The organism is Hymenobacter sp. GOD-10R (assembly GCF_035609205.1).
Lineage (GTDB): Bacteria > Bacteroidota > Bacteroidia > Cytophagales > Hymenobacteraceae > Hymenobacter.
On the sequence record NZ_CP141184.1, the window covers coordinates 329417 to 345724 of the forward strand.

Genomic DNA, 16308 nt, shown 5'->3' on the forward strand with positions numbered 1-16308 from the left:
GCGGGAGAAATGACGGTTTGTCAAACAGAATACTTCCTTTAATGCACTAGCGTAGCGTGCTGCACTCCAGACTGAGCTAGCTGCAAGTGCGCTAGCATATCGTCGGTCATTTGCGTTAGATCGTAATGCGGCTGCCATTGCCAATCTTGGCGGGCTTGCGAATCGTCGATACTGGCGGGCCAAGAATCGGCAATTTGCTGACGCGAATCGGGCTTATAGGTAATGCTGAAATCAGGGATTTGTCGCTTGATGCTAGCTGCTATTTCGGCGGGCGAGAAGCTCATGGCACTCACGTTGTACGACGACCGAACCGTAATCTGGTCGGCAGGTGCGTGCATAAGGTCTAGGGTAGCCTTCAGCGCGTCGGGCATGTACATCATCGGCAGGTAGGTATCTTCCTGTAGGAAGCACTCGTAGCTGTGGCTAGCCAAGGCTTGATGGTATATATCGACGGCGTAGTCGGTGGTGCCGCCGCCAGGCAGCGACTTATAGCCGATCAGGCCCGGATAACGCAAGGAGCGAACATCGAGCCCATACTTCTGGTGGTACCATTCGCACCACTGCTCGCCGGCTAGCTTGCTAATGCCATACACGGTGTTGGGGTTCATGACCGTGAGTTGGAGCGTATTATGGCGCGGAGTGGCTGGCCCAAAAACAGCAATGGAGCTAGGCCAATACACTTGGGCCACGCGATATGCTACGGCGGCATCGAGCACGTTGAGCAAGCCTTCCATGTTCAGGCGCCAACCGAACTGCGGGTTTTTCTCGGCCGTGGCGGAGAGCAGCGCCGCTAGGTGGTAGATCTGCCGCGGGCGGTACTGCTGAATAATGGCTTCTAAGCGCGGCCGGTCGAGCACGTCGAGGAGCTCGAACGGGCCTTCTTCACGCAGCTCAGCTTGTTGGGGCGGGCGCACATCAGCAGCAATAACCCGGCTAGCGCCGTATTGCTGCCGCAGCGCATGCGTCAGCTCGACGCCTAGCTGTCCGCAAGCGCCAATAACGAGAACGGTGTCGCTGGGGGGGACACCTGGAGTGGTTAGCATACTAGGTTACGACAAGTGGGTGGACTGCAAAGATACCGGGTTACGCTGATTTAGGCTGGTCAACAGTCATGCCCGAAAAGGGAGGTGGCGCTCACAAACCGAGAATATGAGGGATAAACACACGCGCCAGAAATCAGTTGCGTTTGCTTAAGTTTGATCATGTGCTACATCGGCTTCGGGCGGCGTTTTGCTTTGGTTTGGACGGCTAGCCTGCTGAGTTTTTCGGCGCGAGCACAGAACGCGCCTGTGCTAGCTAGTCCGTACCGCAACCTTGTGATGGAAGGCGGCGGTATTCGTGGCATTGCCTACGGCGGCGCCTTGCAGGAGCTGGAAAAGCGCGGCGTGCTTGCTGGGATCCGACGCGTAGGTGGTACCTCGGCGGGCGCTATTCAGGCGGCGCTGCTAGCAGTGGGTTACTCTACAACGGAGATTATCGATGTGGTGAACCATACACCGGTACAGCGGCTCAACGATGGCCGGCTGATTTTCTTTGGCGGCAGCACGCGTCTGCTGAAGCAATATGGCTGGTACCGCGGCGACCAGTTCACGAAGTACATGAGTGAGTTAGTAGGGCGTAAAACCGGCAACCCCAATCTGACCCTAGGTCAGCTGCACCAGCTTGCTCAAGCGGGTCACGGCCGCGACCTGTACGTGACCGGCACGAACCTTACCACCCAGCGCACAGAAGTATTCAGCTACGAAACGCATCCGCAGTTGCGCATTGCTGATGCTGTACGTATCTCCATGAGTATTCCGCTGTACTTCCGGGCGGTGCTGCTCGATGCGCACGGCAACATCGTGACCAAGCCAGCCAAGAACCAGCCAATCAATGTGCTAGTCGATGGGGGCTTGCTGGCTAATTATCCAGTTGATCTGTTTGATCATGCGAACTATCTGCCTGCGCAAACCCTAGCTGCTTGGCCAGGCAACAGCCGCATCTTCAACCCTGAAACCCTCGGCCTGCGCCTCGACCGCGCCGAGCAGATTGCGTACGACACGGCCAGTGCCGGGCGGCAGCAGCTTGCCCCCTATACAATTCGTAACTTTGGCGGCTACATCGGCGCTTTGTACACCCTCGCCATCGAAAACCTGAACCCCGCTCAGCCCGATGACTGGAAGCGTACGGTGAGCATCAGCACCCTAGGTTTCAACCCGAAGATCAAGCGCGTATCAGAAACGCAGAAGCAGCAGTTGATTGAAAGCGGAAAGCAGGGTGTGCAGGTGTTCTTCACAAAAGCGCACGTTAAGAATTGACTTGCCTTCCACCCATTCAGTATTTAAAATTCACTACGCAATACGTTCATGTATACCACCCTTCAACCCGATCTCGAACAACAGCTCCAGGAAATAAAAGACGCTGGTCTTTACAAGAAGGAGCGCATCATCACTAGTCCCCAAGGCGCTCAGATTGAAACCACTGAGGCTGGTGAAGTGCTGAACTTTTGTGCCAATAACTACCTGGGTCTTTCGTCTCACCCTGAGGTAATTAAGGCTGCCAAAGAGGCTATTGATACCCACGGCTACGGCATGTCGTCGGTGCGTTTTATCTGCGGCACCCAGGATATTCACAAGCAGCTAGAGCAGAAGCTAGCTGAGTTCCTGGGCACCGAAGATACTATTCTCTACGCCGCGGCCTTTGACGCCAATGGTGGCGTGTTCGAGCCTTTGTTCAACGAGCAAGATGCCATCATCTCCGACGCGCTAAACCACGCTAGCATTATCGACGGGGTGCGCTTGTGCAAAGCCCAGCGCTACCGCTACACCCACAACGACATGGCCGATCTGGAGAAACAGCTCCAGGACGCTGTAGCGAAAGGCACGCGCCACCGCATCATCGTGACCGACGGCTCGTTCTCCATGGACGGCACCATCGCCCAGCTCGACAAGATCTGCGACCTAGCCGATAAGTACCAAGCGCTGGTGATGATTGACGAGTGCCATAGCATGGGCTTCTTGGGTAAAACCGGTCGCGGCACCCACGAGTACCGCAATGTGATGGGCCGCGTCGACATCATCACGGGCACGCTCGGCAAAGCGCTCGGCGGTGCCATGGGCGGCTTCACTTCGGGCCGTAAAGAAGTTATCGAGATGCTGCGCCAGCGCAGCCGTCCGTATTTGTTCTCGAACACCCTCGCTCCGGCTATTGTGGGGGCTAGCCTACGCGTGCTCGAACTGCTCACCGAAAGCACTAAGCTGCGCGATCAGCTGGAAGAAAATACCAAGTACTTCCGCGAGAAGATGACCCAAGCCGGCTTCGACATCAAGCCCGGTGAGCACCCCATTGTGCCCGTCATGCTGTACGATGCTAAACTGGCGCAGGAGTTTGCAGCCAAAATGCTCGACAAGGGCATCTACGTAGTTGGCTTCTACTATCCAGTAGTGCCAAAAGGACAAGCCCGCATCCGGGTGCAGCTCTCGGCCGCTCACACGCGAGAGCACCTCGACAAGGCCATTCAGGCATTCATCGAAGTAGGGCAGGAGCTAGGTACGCTGAAAGACCGCGCCGCCGCGCAGCCGGAAGCTGGGCAGGTGGTGCAGAATACGCCGTAAAAATCTGATGGGCATCGCCATGTACAACCGCTAAAAAGCTAGGTTGTTGCTGCTTTTGACACCGTGCCAGAGCTGAACGGGGTGAGACTGACAAACCGGTAGAGTAGCGGTAACGTTGCGGTGAGAGCGGTAAGAAAGGTCTGGGCCTCGTTCAGCACGCTGCGCTGGGTCACGAAAATAAACAAAGCCGCCGCCGATAAAGTCAGAAAGATGGGAAGGCTGCGTCGAGACCAGGTGCCATCCCGCTCTGCCTCCTCAGCCGCCTCGCGCTCAATACGCAGCGCTTGTTGTGGCGGCAGACCGTTCAGGATGAAGAAACGGAAGCTCTCGTTGACCGGCCGCAGTCCCACGTGACTGTAGGTCAGCAATCCTTTTTGGAGTAAATCGTTTATAACCTGTGCGTCGCGGCTATTGACCAGGCCGTCCTGTGCAACGTCGTAGAGCAAGTATTGCTCATAAGGCGTCAGGGTATCCCATAGCTGGCGAAAATGAAACTGAGCGCGCTGCTGAATGCTTAGAATAATATCGTCTTCGCTTAAGCGCTGGCCTAGCCGGTAGTTATCAATCAGCAGTTTTTCCAATTCTTTCTCCATGGGTAGCCCAAGGAACGGCAGTGCGGAACACTCGACCTCTACCAAGCAGCGCAAATACCAGAAGTGCGCCTTCATAAGGACTTTGTTCGGATTAGGACTGACAATGTTCAGCTTATTTTCAAATAATTTCCTGTTATCCAGTGACCCTTCCCAGCAGGTGTAGAGCTGCAAGGGGGGTGTGGGCGTCATTGGCACGTAGATCAACTGAAAATCAGCCAGCGCATCTAATAAGGCGTCCCCAGTTTGCCAGATGACTTTATGATTTTCCTTATCCGTGCATTTGTCGCGCGTATGGCCGCAGTCGGCGAATACAACCGGGTGCACCCGTGAGGCAATCACTACGTTAGCATGGCAGTGCTGCTGCACATAGTTCAGTACCGCAATTTTGGACTGCGTAAGGGCAGGGTCGTGAGGGTGGTAGTCGAAATAATCCAGGGCGACAACTACTCCCTTTGCGGCCTGCCGAATTTGGGCCTGCCACTTCTCCGGAACGACCTCTTTCCCTTTTTCATAAGGAAGTAGCTCTCGGCAGTCTAGGTGCCGTGTCGCGACCTCGGGCGCTGCCTGCGCCGCGGGATAAGTGTTTTTGGTCGCGCAAAGCTGATATTCGTGCCGAGGTAGGTCCGCATTTATTGGGCGAGAAGTGGTGGCGCATACCAACGTTTTCAAATCCAGCATGTCCAGATTGAACACCCGGCGAGCGAGCAGGTACAGAAGATGATACAGGCTGATCAGGAGCAGAAGCAAACCTGCTAGTGTCCGCAGCCACGTCCAAAAGTCGGCTATATCCGGAGAGTCTTTTTTTAGCAGGTCGCTGGGAAAGTACCAATGCTGTCCCCAATGCAAGTCGCTTATAGAAGATGTAAAGTAGTTGGAGGTAGCGCGAGCAGATGGTGGACCGGATTGCGCAGTAGTAAGCGTATCCCACGAGGAGGTTACGATCCAATTGGCTAAGTGCGCGCTGCCGCGTGGAAGCACCCGCTGCATATTGCGGCTAAGGGTATCGAATTCGGGGTGCAGCCACGTAATAAGCTCTCGATAATTATTTTCGGCCCGGGTAAAAGGAACCTGCTTCGTAGCGACAACGGGAGTAGTGCTAGAGCGAGTGTCGAAGAAAAAACGCAGGTATCCTTTTCGTTGGAGCCCCTCTTGGCCGGGCGCTCTTGGCGGCGCTGCCTGCATCACGCGCGCTAGCGCAAGATGCGCATGCCGAATCTGTAACTCTCGCTCGGCGCGGTAAGCAATCTGATAGCAATAGATAGCCGGTGCAATGCTGAGGACCACAATCCAGCTCAGGAGCATGACAGAGTAGGTGCGCTTGAGCGTAATGGAAGAGTAAGTAAGCTGCGTACCCGTCTGGTTGAATGCCCTAGGTCTGATGCCGCTCCATACCTCCAGCCGCCGACCTAGCTCCGGCAGCGCAAGTAGCAAAAGCACTAGCAGAAGCTGGAGCAGCCCGCCCGCTATCCAGGCCACACCGGTCCAATACCAGGCTATAAGGTTGTAAACTAAAGCAAAGCTTAAGGTGAGGCGGCGCACGTAGCGCAGGCCCCCGGAGGCATTCCAGAGGGTATGCAGCGCCATCAGCGGCCGCCATGTACCCGCAGTCAGGGCAGACGGCGTGAGGTTGTCGGTTGGAAGCCGCAGTTTGAAGAAGGTGAATAGAAACGCATAAAGCGGCACCAATGGCAACAGCAGCAACTGCACCAGCGGCCCCGCAAAAAGGCTGAAGAGAAACAACAGGAAGGTGCCACCTAGCAGCGCCGCTGCTATTTGCACGTAGGTTGGAACGCGTGCTGTCCGCGGCCACAGGCGCCGTAGGCTATAAGGCATGGTCAGAACGGTGTGGCGCGACGGCAGCACCAGCATGTACAAGCCCAGAAAAAGGGCGGCAAGCAGGCTAAATGTGGAGAGCAGCGTGCCGGCCAGACTAAGCGTTTGCATCTGCCGGGCGTGTACTACGTGCAGATCTGCCAGCGTCACTAAAAACAGGGGCCATTCTTGCAGGGGTTGAATGCGCACCATGAACTCTTGCCCTTGGTAGCGAGCCGCTACCGTCGCCACATCACGGGTAAACATAGCCGCGCGCAGGGCACCGGCTGGCTCACAGTCGGTGAGCATGTTTTCGCTTAGGTTGAGGCGAGCATCCGAGTGAAATTTGATTTCACCTTTGTCATCAATCACGCAAAAGCTGTAGCCCGGCGGCAAGATTGGGTTGGAAAGGCTACGTAAATGCGTGCTGTAAACCGCCAGCAGATTATCTTTTTTGAGCGTGTCGTCTGCCGGAATATGCTGAAGGTTGATTCGGCTAGGTCTGGCGTAGACAGCAAGCTTGTCGCCGGTGCGGCCGAAAGTGACCAAGGATTCCAGTGTAAATGTATCGGCCTTGCCTTCGGCGGCTTCAGGGGGATACAACTGCCAAAGTTGATTAGCCTTCCAGCGCCGATGATATGTTCGCTCGCGAAGGTTGGGCAAGAAATCATCGCCTAAAGTATCGACGCTAAAAACCATGTTACCCGCTGCGTTTATCCAGAATAGCTGGTCGTCTTTTTGCCAGGCACGCGCTTGCACTACGGCGCTATCGGCGGTTTTTAGGACAGGGTTTGGCCATTTTTTGGGCGTAGCGGAGAAGTCGGTTGGACTAGTGCGGACAGGTAAGTTGCTTTGCAGGTATTTGCTGGCTATCAGTGCATTATCTGTTGTGCGTAGTACGACATTAAGAACCTGGAGTTCCTGGTAGAGTTCCTGCTCTACCTGTGCGCCGAGTGCCGCAATTTGTTTTTTCAACAGCTTAGGCTCTGTGAGGTGCTTGGCTACCAACGAGTGCGCCAGCAGCAGCAGAAAAGCCGTGCCTAGTACCAGCGACAAGCCGCATAGCACAACATCCCACCGGCTCAGCCGCTCGCGTGCACCCATAAGCGTGACTTTGAGGAAAGGTAAAGCCAGCATCCCTACGAGCACAGTGCCCAGAATTAGGTCGATAAGATTTTCAGGTAATTCCCGCCGTTGCGCATCAAAATTACCCGTGGCGACGGCACCGCCTAACAGCCAGGTTACGCGGGGGCTCATGCGTACGGGCTGTATAAAGAGCTTATAGGGTTTGCCGCCAATAGTCAACTCTACCAGGCGGGGTGCCTGAATGCCCGTTGTGTCGCGTAGCCAAAGCCCGACGCCTTTCTTGGAATCACTCGTGAGCGTAAGGGTAGCAGGGGCCTGAAATGATTGATAATAGATCTGGTCAAATACTTCGAGCTTACGCGGATTGGTGCCCAAAATCATAAAATGCTCGAACGCATCGGGGCGCAAAAGACCCTGCGTGAACTCGCGAATGTTGCTGGAAGCCGTTAGTCGCAGGAAATCTTCGAAGCCGTAGGTGAACTGCAAGCGTTGGTTATCTTCAGCGAGTGACAATAGCTCTCCACGGCGCGGCTGCTCTGACATGCGCTCAAGCTTCTCAAACTCAGGAGAGATTAATCCCTGATCCTGCCACTGCTTACGTAGTAGAATCGCGGCACTTTGGTAAGCGCTGTCAACTGCTGTTTTACTTGTTTTAACGGGAATTCCTGAGCTAGGAGGGTTTGGGTAAACCTTGTAGCGGATTTCCCGCACCATTGCTTCGCTGCGCTTGCCAAACGCCCGGCTTTTGCCCTGCATGTTTTCTCCAATGCGCTCCATCACCCGGAAGTAGCGGGCGCGCAGGTCCTGCTCGCGAGCGGGCAAATAGCCCAGGACGTACCAGGCTACTCCTAACGCAATAAAAAGGCTAAGACCAACCGTGACGGCATTGCGCCGCAGGGGTTCAGTGAAGGAGCCCATCGAAAAACGTAGAAAGTGGCAGCGGACTGTAAGTTGCTGCTACTGCTGTATTACCCGTGCACCGATACATCAACTTGTGCCCTCATATAACCTGGCTTCATGCCGCCGGGCCACTCTAGCTCCACGGCAGAGGCTTCGTGGGGGCGAGCTTTTTCGGCATCCATTGTTTGGGCTTGCTTCACTACTTCCACCTTCGCGGCCCGTAGCTTCTTGTAGCCTTGCCAATCGAAGTTCAGCAGGAACTCCACGGCCCCGCGCACGCCTACGGCAAACAAGTCCAGCTTCTGCTTATCGGACATTTGAAAGTCAAGCCAGTTGAAGCCATCTACATTCAGGCAGTGCACCAAGTGGCGGTAATCGGAGTTGCGGCGAATGAAGTCGAAATCGTATTGGGTGCGGGCGGCGTCGAAGATGGCACCTAGGTACTGCGGCAATGATTCGGTAGGGCGTGCCGAAGCGCGGTCGGTACCTAGCTTGATGCCGAAGGTAGGCGCGGCCGGCACCTGCGTGTTGTCGTGGAAGAGGTCGATGGGGAAGTTGGACATAATGCCGCCGTCCACGAACAGCACCGATTCCGGAATTTCGCCCGTGTAGCCCAGCGCATCCCAAGCGGCCGCGTACGGGTTATCCGGAGCTGACTGGTTGCGGCCTGGCAGCCCTGAAATGGTATACGGTTCGAAGAAAAGCGGCACCGACATCGAGGCGCGCACCATATCGGCCGGGTGCACGCCCTTCCAGTCGGACCAGTACAAAGGCGCCATTTCGGGGAATACCACTTTTGTTTGGGTGGTTACGTCGGCCGCCACAATGGCAATGCGGCCTAGGTCTTCGGGCATGTAAACCGACACTTCGGGCCGGCCATAAAGTGGATCAGCCAGACGTTGTAAGCCTTGCGCGGGCACTTGCCGCCGGAGTGCCACCAGTTTGTTGATAGAGTTAACGCCTTTTTGGTTCAGCAGCCGTTGGAGCCACTGCCGAAACACGTCGCCGTGATGCAGACCTTTATCATCGCGGAGATTATCAATGACTTGCAGGCCGTCGGAAAAGAGCTTGGCCTTACCAGTGAGGCCATGAAGCCAGCCACCTAGCCCTTGGTTAGAGTCATTGGGGCGCAATAAATCTCCGGTGAAGTCCTTGGCATCCTCATCACCGTCCACGAAGTCGTAGAAGTTCTGGTTGGCGAGCTGCTCGATAATCCACTTGGTAGAGGCTTCTTGCCGCGGGCCGGCCGCGGCCATCAGCAGGGCGTTGATAGAGCCTGCCGAAGTACCTCCTAGGCGTAAGAAGCGAATACCCGCTTGCTCTAAGGCATACACGTAGCCCACCAACGCAATACCGAGCATACCGCCGCCTTCCATCACAAGATCCACGTACTGGTGCGGGCGTTGGCCATCGGCAGGCGTGTCTACTATATCGGATATAGACCACTCAGGGTGCTGGGCTAGGTATTCACGCATCTGGTCAAGGGCGCTACGTACGCTAGTGTGTTCGGTAAAATCGGCGGAGGAAAGTGGCATGGTAGGAAAGAGTTAGAGGAGCGAGGAAAGCAAGGACACGAGCAGCGCGTAGCTAGGCATGGTTGCTGGTGCGGAGCAAGCATGAGGGGGCATCCAACTAGGCAGTCAGAGCCGCAGGATAAGACGCGCAGGAAGTAGCTAGATAGCTAAGTTAGCGTAAGGGAATAAAAATGAGGAATAGGCACCTCATCTAAAACAGGACGTGGAAGCTGAACTGCTGCCCACACGGATAACGGCTGGATAACCCAGCAGTGCTTGTCGTAATTATTGAATTGAATGTATAAAAACTACCGGAAATACTGGTACCTAAGCTGGATAATTTTTCAGCGTAAAGCTTTGCTGATGAGCTAGGTTACCTCTTCGAGCCGAGCAGGCCGCCTAAACGCCTACGCCTGATAAGCAGCTGCGCTTTCTGGTAGCGTACAAGCTGTCGCTCGAAAGCTAGGCTGCTACCGTTTTCTCGGTGCCGGTTGTGCTCGACGACGTTTTGGGCTTTACGTCGTACAGCATCTCATTGAGCCGGGCCCGTAAGTCGGCGGGAGCTAGGTTGCGGAACACTTCGCCGCCGCGCACGAGCGATATCTGGCCTGTTTCCTCGCTCACCACCAGCACCACACTGTCCGTTACTTCCGTCAGGCCAATGGCGGCGCGGTGGCGCAGGCCCATCGAAGCTGGCACATCGGGGTTTTCGCTCACCGGCAAGATGCAGCGCGCCGCCTGAATGCGGTTGTTGGCGATGATAACGGCTCCGTCGTGGAGCGGGCTGGTTTTGTTGAAGATACTCATGATGAGACGCTTGCTCACCACTGCGTCGATGTTGTCGCCGGAGTTGGCGTAAAATTTCAGATCAGAGGCCATCGTAAAGGCAATGAGCGCACCAATGTTCTTGCCGGCTAGGCTCTTGGCAGCTTCGACGAAAGGAGTCACGCTCATGCGGGTGGGCTCTTCGCGGCGCCACGGGAAAACCCGCACCCGGTCGAGCGCCGTGGCTTTGCCCACGTTCAGCAAAAACCGACGAATTTCCTGCTGAAACAGAATGATGCCGGCTAGCACTCCCACGCTCATAAACTGCCCCAAAATTGAGGTAAGCAGTTCCATGCCAGCGGCTTTCACCACCAGATAAAACAGATACACTGACATGAGGCCCAAAAAAATCTTCAGGGCCACACTGCCAGTCAGCAGTTTATAGAGCTGGTAGAACAAGACCGTGACCAACAACACATCCACGATGTCGATCCAGCCAATGCGCAGGAAGCCGATAGCGAAGGTGCCAATCACGGAGTTAAAGAAGCATAGGTTGCAGAAACGAGGCGGACGGCTTGAACGGCCTCCGCTACATCATGTACGCGCAGTAGTTTGGCCCCGTTGAGCAAAGCAACAGTGTTAAGCGCGATGGTGCCGGGCAGGGCTTCCTCTGCCGTCAAGCCTAGGGGTTTGTACACCAAGCCTTTGCGCGAGAGCCCTGCTAATACGGGTAAGCCAAGAACTTGCAGTTCTTCTAGGCGCCGCAGTAGTTCATGGCTCTGCGCGGGCGTTTTGGCAAACCCAAAGCCAGGATCGAGCACGACATCCACCACGCCAGCGTCCCGAAGGGCTGCCAGCTTGTCGCGGAAATAGCGCACCAGCTCCACCACAATATCGGCGGCATAGTCGGTGTGCTGGGTCATAGTCTGGGGTGTGCCGCGCATGTGCATAAGTATGTATGGCACCCGCAACCGCCCAACAGTGGCAAACATAGTCTCGTCGAGCGTGCCGCCACTGATGTCGTTGATGATGTCGGCACCGGCGGCTACGGCCTCGTCGGCAACGCTGGCGCGAAACGTATCGACGGAAATGATTGCCTCCGGGAAGGTTTCGCGCAAGGCTACTAAGGCAGGCAGTAGGCGGTGCTGCTCTTCCGTGGCGCTAATGTCTTCAGCGCCGGGGCGCGAGGAGTAGGCACCTAGGTCGAGTACGGCCGCGCCAGCTTTGAGCATGGCTTCGGCCCGGCGGAGCAGATCGGTGTGGTTGGCTTGGCTGGCAACGCGACTATCGGCGAAAAACGAATCGGGCGTCAGGTTCAGGATACCCATCACCTGCGGCTGGCGCAGATCCAAGAGGCGGCCACCAGGACAGCATAAGGTTTGCCTCGGGGAAAAACACGTATCTTTCGCAGCGGTCTGGATCATGGGAATTTGGAAGCGCAAGGACTTAGTGGGTGGGCAAAAGTCGCTTTGATTCCGGGCACTAGCAAGCCTGTTAGCACCCGCAGCGGGCAGGGAAGCTGCTGCCACGCGGCAAAGCAAACTAGTGCACAATCCCTTGTACGCTGCTTGAAAACCAAACCCAAGTTCCCAAGCCCCCAAGTTCCTAATCTAGCCTTAATATCTTGCAAACCCAAACCCAGCACGAGTACAACCAAGTAATTAGCCATTGCAGAGCGCTATTCTTGGCCAAGACGCACGACTACGGCACGGCGTGGCGCATCCTGCGGCTACCTTCTGTTACAGACCAGATTTACATCAAGGCACAGCGCATCCGCTCGATTCAGGAGAAGGGCAAACAGCTGATAGCCGACGGCGTCGACGAAGAGTTTGTGGCCATCATCAACTATTGCGTCATTGCGCTCATGCAGTTGCACCTGCCCACTGATGCGCCGATGGAGTTAGATCCGGACCGTGTAGCCGATGCCTACGATGAGGAAGTGGGAGTCAACAGTCAGCTGCTGTTCGCCAAAAACCACGACTATGGCGAGGCTTGGCGGCAGATGCGGGTGGAGAGCATCACCGATATCATTCTGATGAAGCTGCACCGCACCAAGCAGATCGAAGACCTAGGGGGCAATACCTACGTGTCGGAAGGAGTGGAGGCTAACTACCGTGATATGCTGAATTATGCGGTATTTGCGCTCATCAAGCGGAACTTTGCTACGAGCAACGAAGGAGCAGCATAACGGCGTAATCCGTGGCGAGGCATACCTTTATGCTACTGCCTCGGCCTAACTTCGTCGCCGTTATCTTCTTGGGCAACTTTCAGGTAGAAAACTAGGTTGCAACCTAGCTTATGCTCCGTTACTCTATTACTCCGTTGCTCTTTACTCAACGTCGTTCATGAAACTCGTTACGCGTATTTGTTGGGCGCTGCTTGGCGGCCTGTTTATCTTCTCTGGCCTGATCAAACTCAACGACCCCATCGGTACGGCGTTGAAGCTGGAGGAATACTTTGAGGTATTTGCGCAGGACTTTGGGTCGTTTTTCCTGAACTTCCGCACTATTGCGCGCACGCTGTCGATTGTGTTGAGCTCCTCGGAAGTAGTGCTAGGTGTGGCCTTGTTGCTACGCTGGCAAATGCGTCAGATTATGTGGGCGCTGCTGGGGCTGCTGGTCTTCTTTGCTTTCCTCACGTTCTACTCGGCTGCCTTCAACAAGGTAACGGACTGCGGCTGCTTCGGCGACTTTATTAAGCTCACGCCGTGGGCTTCCTTTACCAAGGACTTGTTCTTACTAGGATTGTGGGCCGTGGTGCACTATAACCATCGTTACCTGCGGCGCACCTTTGCGCGTGGCACGCTCGGGGTCATGTACATCACGGTGGCTACCGCCGTAGCGGTTGGCATCGGAGTGCGGGCCCTAGGTCACTTGCCCTACTTCGATTTTCTACCCTATAAGGTGGGCAATGATATCGGCAAACTCATGAAGCCTTCGGCGCAGTTGCGCTACAAGTACATCATGACGCGTAACGGCGAGACGAAGGACTTTACCGACTACCCGACTGATACCACCTGGAAGTTCAAGCAGATGGTGGCGCTAAACCCCGAAGCCGGGCCCAAAATCACCGACTTCAAGGTGTGGAACGACGAAGGCGACTTTACGCAGCAAATCATGGAGGGCAATCGTCTCGTGCTAATCGTGCAAAGCACCGAAAGCGCCGACCGCGACCGGTTTGAGCAGTTCAATGATTTGTTTGCTCAAGTAGCCAAGTCGCGCAAGCACATTTCTACGCTGGTCATCACGAGCAGTAGCCCGGCCGAGTTCGACGCCTTTCGCCACGATGTGAACCTAGCGGTGCCTTTCTATTACGCGGATGCTACCGTGCTCAAATCCATGATTCGCTCGAACCCGGGGTTGTTGCTGTTGCAGAACGGTGTGGTGAAAGGCAAATACCACTACCACGACATTCCCGACGCCGGAAAGCTAGAGGAACTATTATAGTTTAGTGCTTGAGGCCTAGCGCTTGGTGCTTAGTTTTTAGAGCAAGCTAGCATATACTCACACTGTTAGGCTCAAAACCAAGCATTAGGTACCCAGCACCACGTCATGGTTTCTTTCATCTTCCGCCGCTTAAGCCAAGGCATACTGATCCTGTTGGGCGTAGCGCTTACGGTATTTTTTCTGTTCACCGTATTGCCCGGCGACCCGGTGGCCTTACTAGCTGGTCAGCGCTCCGACCCCGCTACCCGCGCTGCCATTGCCGCCGACCTAGGCTTGGATCAGCCCGTATCTTCGCAGCTTGCGGGCTACCTCAATGATGTATTGCCCGTGGGCATCCATTCGCGCGACTCGGCGGGAGTAGCTAAGTACGGCGGCGTAGCACTGTTGCCCCTAGGTGCTAAGGCATTGGTTCTGAAGAAACCGTATCTGCGGCGCTCCTTCCAAAGCAACAAAGAAGTGCTGAGCATCTTACTCGACCACTTCACGGGCACGCTCTGGTTGGCACTGGCCGCCATGCTACTAGCGGCGGTATTCGGTATTTTGTTTGGCGTGTTGGCCGCGTTGAAGCCCCACACGTGGCTCGACCGTTCACTCATTACGGTGTCGGTGCTTGGCATTTCGGTGCCGTCGTTTGTGGCCGGTATTCTCATCGCCATGACGTTCGGCTTCTACTGGAGCCGCTGGACGGGGCTCAACCTCACAGGTCAACTCTACGAAACGGATCCGTTTACGGGCACCCACCTAGTGTTGCGCAACTTAGTGCTGCCCGCTGTGGCCTTAGGTATTCGCCCATTGGCCGTTATTACGCAGCTTACCCGTAGCTCTATGTTGGACGTGCTCAGCCAAGATTACATTCGGACGGCTAGGGCAAAAGGGCTTTCTGGCTACCACACGGTAGTAGGGCATGCGTTACGCAACGCACTAAATCCGGTTATTACCGCTGTTTCGGGGTGGCTGGCCTCGCTCATGGCCGGCGCTTTTTTCATTGAGTATATCTTCAATTGGAAGGGGCTCGGTACCGTCACCTTGCGCGCCGTCGAGAACCTAGATTTCCCCATCGTGATGGGTGCCACCATCTTTATTGCCTTTCTATTTGTGCTGATCAATATCGTCGTTGATGTGCTCTACGCCGTGTTAGATCCGCGAGTGAAGTTGAGCTAGCTCTTCGTAAATGAGCGAACTTATATGCAGGTTATTCTATACGACTTGTTCATTGCCCAGTGCTAACTAAACCCACATGCGTTTTCACCTAATTGGTATGCCGGGAGCGGGTAAAACTACCCTAGGTCGCGGCCTGGCTACTTTCTACGGAGTCCCTTTCTACGACTTAGACGAGGAAATTGTCCGCCAAGAAGGCCGTAGTATCGCTGCAATGTTTGAGCAGGAGGGAGAGACTTACTTTCGCGAACGGGAAGCCGCCACGTTGCAAACAATTCTGGCGGAGCGTGATAGAATGGTGTTGGCTACGGGTGGTGGTACGCCCTGTTTTCACCAAAACCTCGACTTACTGCTAGCTACCGGGCTAACGATTTACTTGGAAGTGCCAGTTGAAGAACTCGTACGCCGCTTGGTGCGCGCCGCTGCTGCCCGTCCCCTTTTAGCTAACCTGCCCGACCCGCAGGCCCTAGAAACTCGCTTGCGCGAAACCTTAGCCACCCGCGAACGGTTCTACTCCCGTGCCCACTTGCGCTGCACCGGTACTTATTCGGTAGAAAGCATTCAGCGGTTGATTATGCATTACCAAACTACCGGGTGAGCTAGCCATTTGCGCGAGCATTGGTGCACGATTTGTGCGCTACTGCGTATTTTTGCCCCATATACCAGTCATTTATCTGTATGAACACTGCCTCCGCCGCTCCTGAGCCCGATGTGAAGCCCACGCCCACGCCGACGCCTGGTACAATTAAGCCCAAGCAGAAAGGCTCCGCTCAGCTGTTTAAGAATCCCGTTCTAGAGCGTTTAACCCATACGCACATTGCGGGCCCACTCACCATCTTTTTCAGTGTAGCAGCCGTTAGCCTCTATTACGGTCTGAGCCGCGGTTTACTCACAGGGCTATCTGCTTTTGGGCTGTTCCTAGCCGGCTGGTTTCTCTTCACGTTAGTCGAATATTTGGTGCACCGCTATGTGTATCATATAGAGGCCTCCACGCCAGGACGCGCGAAGTTCCAGTACACCATGCACGGCGTGCACCATGAGTTCCCGAAAGACAAAACTCGCCTCGCTATGCCTCCTATCCTGACGGTGTTTGTGGCGTCGTTGCTGTTCTTCATCTTCCGCTTCACCTTTGGTAATGCAGGTTTTGGGATCCTAGCTGGCTTCGTGTTTGGCTATGCGCTGTACTTATTTGTGCACTATGCCATTCACGTATACGCACCACCGAAGAACTTCTTAAAGGTTTGGTGGCATCACCACGCCCAACATCACTACCGGCAAGATGAGGTAGCATTTGGGGTGTCGAGTACCCTATGGGACCACATCGTTGGTACCATGCCGGATAAGAAAAACTAAGTATAAGTACTATGACAGAGAAAGGGCCTTCGGGCCCTTTTTTATTGGCTCTTGAAAAAGATAGTGTCCCATAATTGTGCACCTACTG

The 16308-nt window shown here is 55.1% G+C and carries 12 protein-coding genes; 7 read left to right on the forward strand and 5 right to left on the reverse strand.

The features are described from left to right. Positions 1-38: 38 nt before the first annotated feature. The gene (locus SD425_RS01445; RefSeq protein ID WP_324674659.1) at positions 39-1043 is read right to left on the reverse strand and encodes an NAD-dependent epimerase/dehydratase family protein; all 1005 of its coding nucleotides are present in this window, start codon (positions 1041-1043) and stop codon (positions 39-41) included. A 159-nt stretch (positions 1044-1202) separates the two neighbouring features. Here SD425_RS01445 and SD425_RS01450 point away from each other — a divergent pair, with 159 nt between their 5' ends. Next, positions 1203-2297 carry a patatin-like phospholipase family protein gene (locus SD425_RS01450; protein ID WP_324674661.1) on the forward strand — a complete coding sequence of 365 codons (1095 nt, stop codon included), beginning with the start codon at positions 1203-1205 and terminating at the stop codon, positions 2295-2297. Positions 2298-2345: 48 nt separating this feature from the next. After that, a complete protein-coding gene (kbl, locus tag SD425_RS01455) occupies positions 2346-3593 on the forward strand; it encodes a glycine C-acetyltransferase (RefSeq protein ID WP_324674663.1) in 1248 nt (415 codons plus the stop codon). 38 nt (positions 3594-3631) lie between these two features. Here kbl and SD425_RS01460 read toward each other — a convergent pair whose 3' ends face one another. From SD425_RS01460 to folP, 4 genes are all read right to left on the reverse strand, one after another. Then, on the reverse strand, positions 3632-8002 hold the full coding sequence (locus SD425_RS01460) for a hypothetical protein (RefSeq protein ID WP_324674665.1): 4371 nt from the start codon (positions 8000-8002) through the stop codon (positions 3632-3634). A 50-nt stretch (positions 8003-8052) separates the two neighbouring features. Next, complete coding sequence (locus tag SD425_RS01465; RefSeq protein WP_324674667.1) at positions 8053-9519, reverse strand: patatin-like phospholipase family protein; 1467 nt, start codon at positions 9517-9519, stop codon at positions 8053-8055. 441 nt (positions 9520-9960) lie between these two features. Next, positions 9961-10797 carry a diadenylate cyclase CdaA gene (gene cdaA, locus SD425_RS01470; RefSeq protein WP_324674669.1) on the reverse strand — a complete coding sequence of 279 codons (837 nt, stop codon included), beginning with the start codon at positions 10795-10797 and terminating at the stop codon, positions 9961-9963. Continuing rightward, the gene (gene folP / locus SD425_RS01475) at positions 10794-11687 is read right to left on the reverse strand and encodes a dihydropteroate synthase (protein ID WP_324674671.1); all 894 of its coding nucleotides are present in this window, start codon (positions 11685-11687) and stop codon (positions 10794-10796) included. The genes cdaA and folP overlap by 4 nt, the downstream gene beginning before the upstream one ends. A gap of 200 nt (positions 11688-11887) precedes the next feature. Here folP and SD425_RS01480 point away from each other — a divergent pair, with 200 nt between their 5' ends. The 5 genes from SD425_RS01480 (at position 11888) to SD425_RS01500 (ending at position 16220) form a co-directional block, all read left to right on the forward strand. Continuing rightward, the gene (locus SD425_RS01480) at positions 11888-12451 is read left to right on the forward strand and encodes a DUF1599 domain-containing protein (protein ID WP_324674673.1); all 564 of its coding nucleotides are present in this window, start codon (positions 11888-11890) and stop codon (positions 12449-12451) included. 157 nt (positions 12452-12608) lie between these two features. Then, positions 12609-13709: a BT_3928 family protein gene (locus tag SD425_RS01485; RefSeq protein ID WP_324674675.1), complete on the forward strand. Its 1101-nt coding sequence runs from the start codon at positions 12609-12611 to the stop codon at positions 13707-13709. 105 nt (positions 13710-13814) lie between these two features. Next, entirely contained in the window at positions 13815-14870 is a 1056-nt protein-coding gene (locus SD425_RS01490; protein ID WP_324674677.1) for an ABC transporter permease, read from the forward strand. A gap of 76 nt (positions 14871-14946) precedes the next feature. Continuing rightward, the gene (locus SD425_RS01495) at positions 14947-15465 is read left to right on the forward strand and encodes a shikimate kinase (protein ID WP_324674679.1); all 519 of its coding nucleotides are present in this window, start codon (positions 14947-14949) and stop codon (positions 15463-15465) included. A gap of 80 nt (positions 15466-15545) precedes the next feature. Then, positions 15546-16220: a sterol desaturase family protein gene (locus SD425_RS01500; protein ID WP_324674681.1), complete on the forward strand. Its 675-nt coding sequence runs from the start codon at positions 15546-15548 to the stop codon at positions 16218-16220. The last annotated feature ends 88 nt before the right edge of the window (positions 16221-16308 follow it).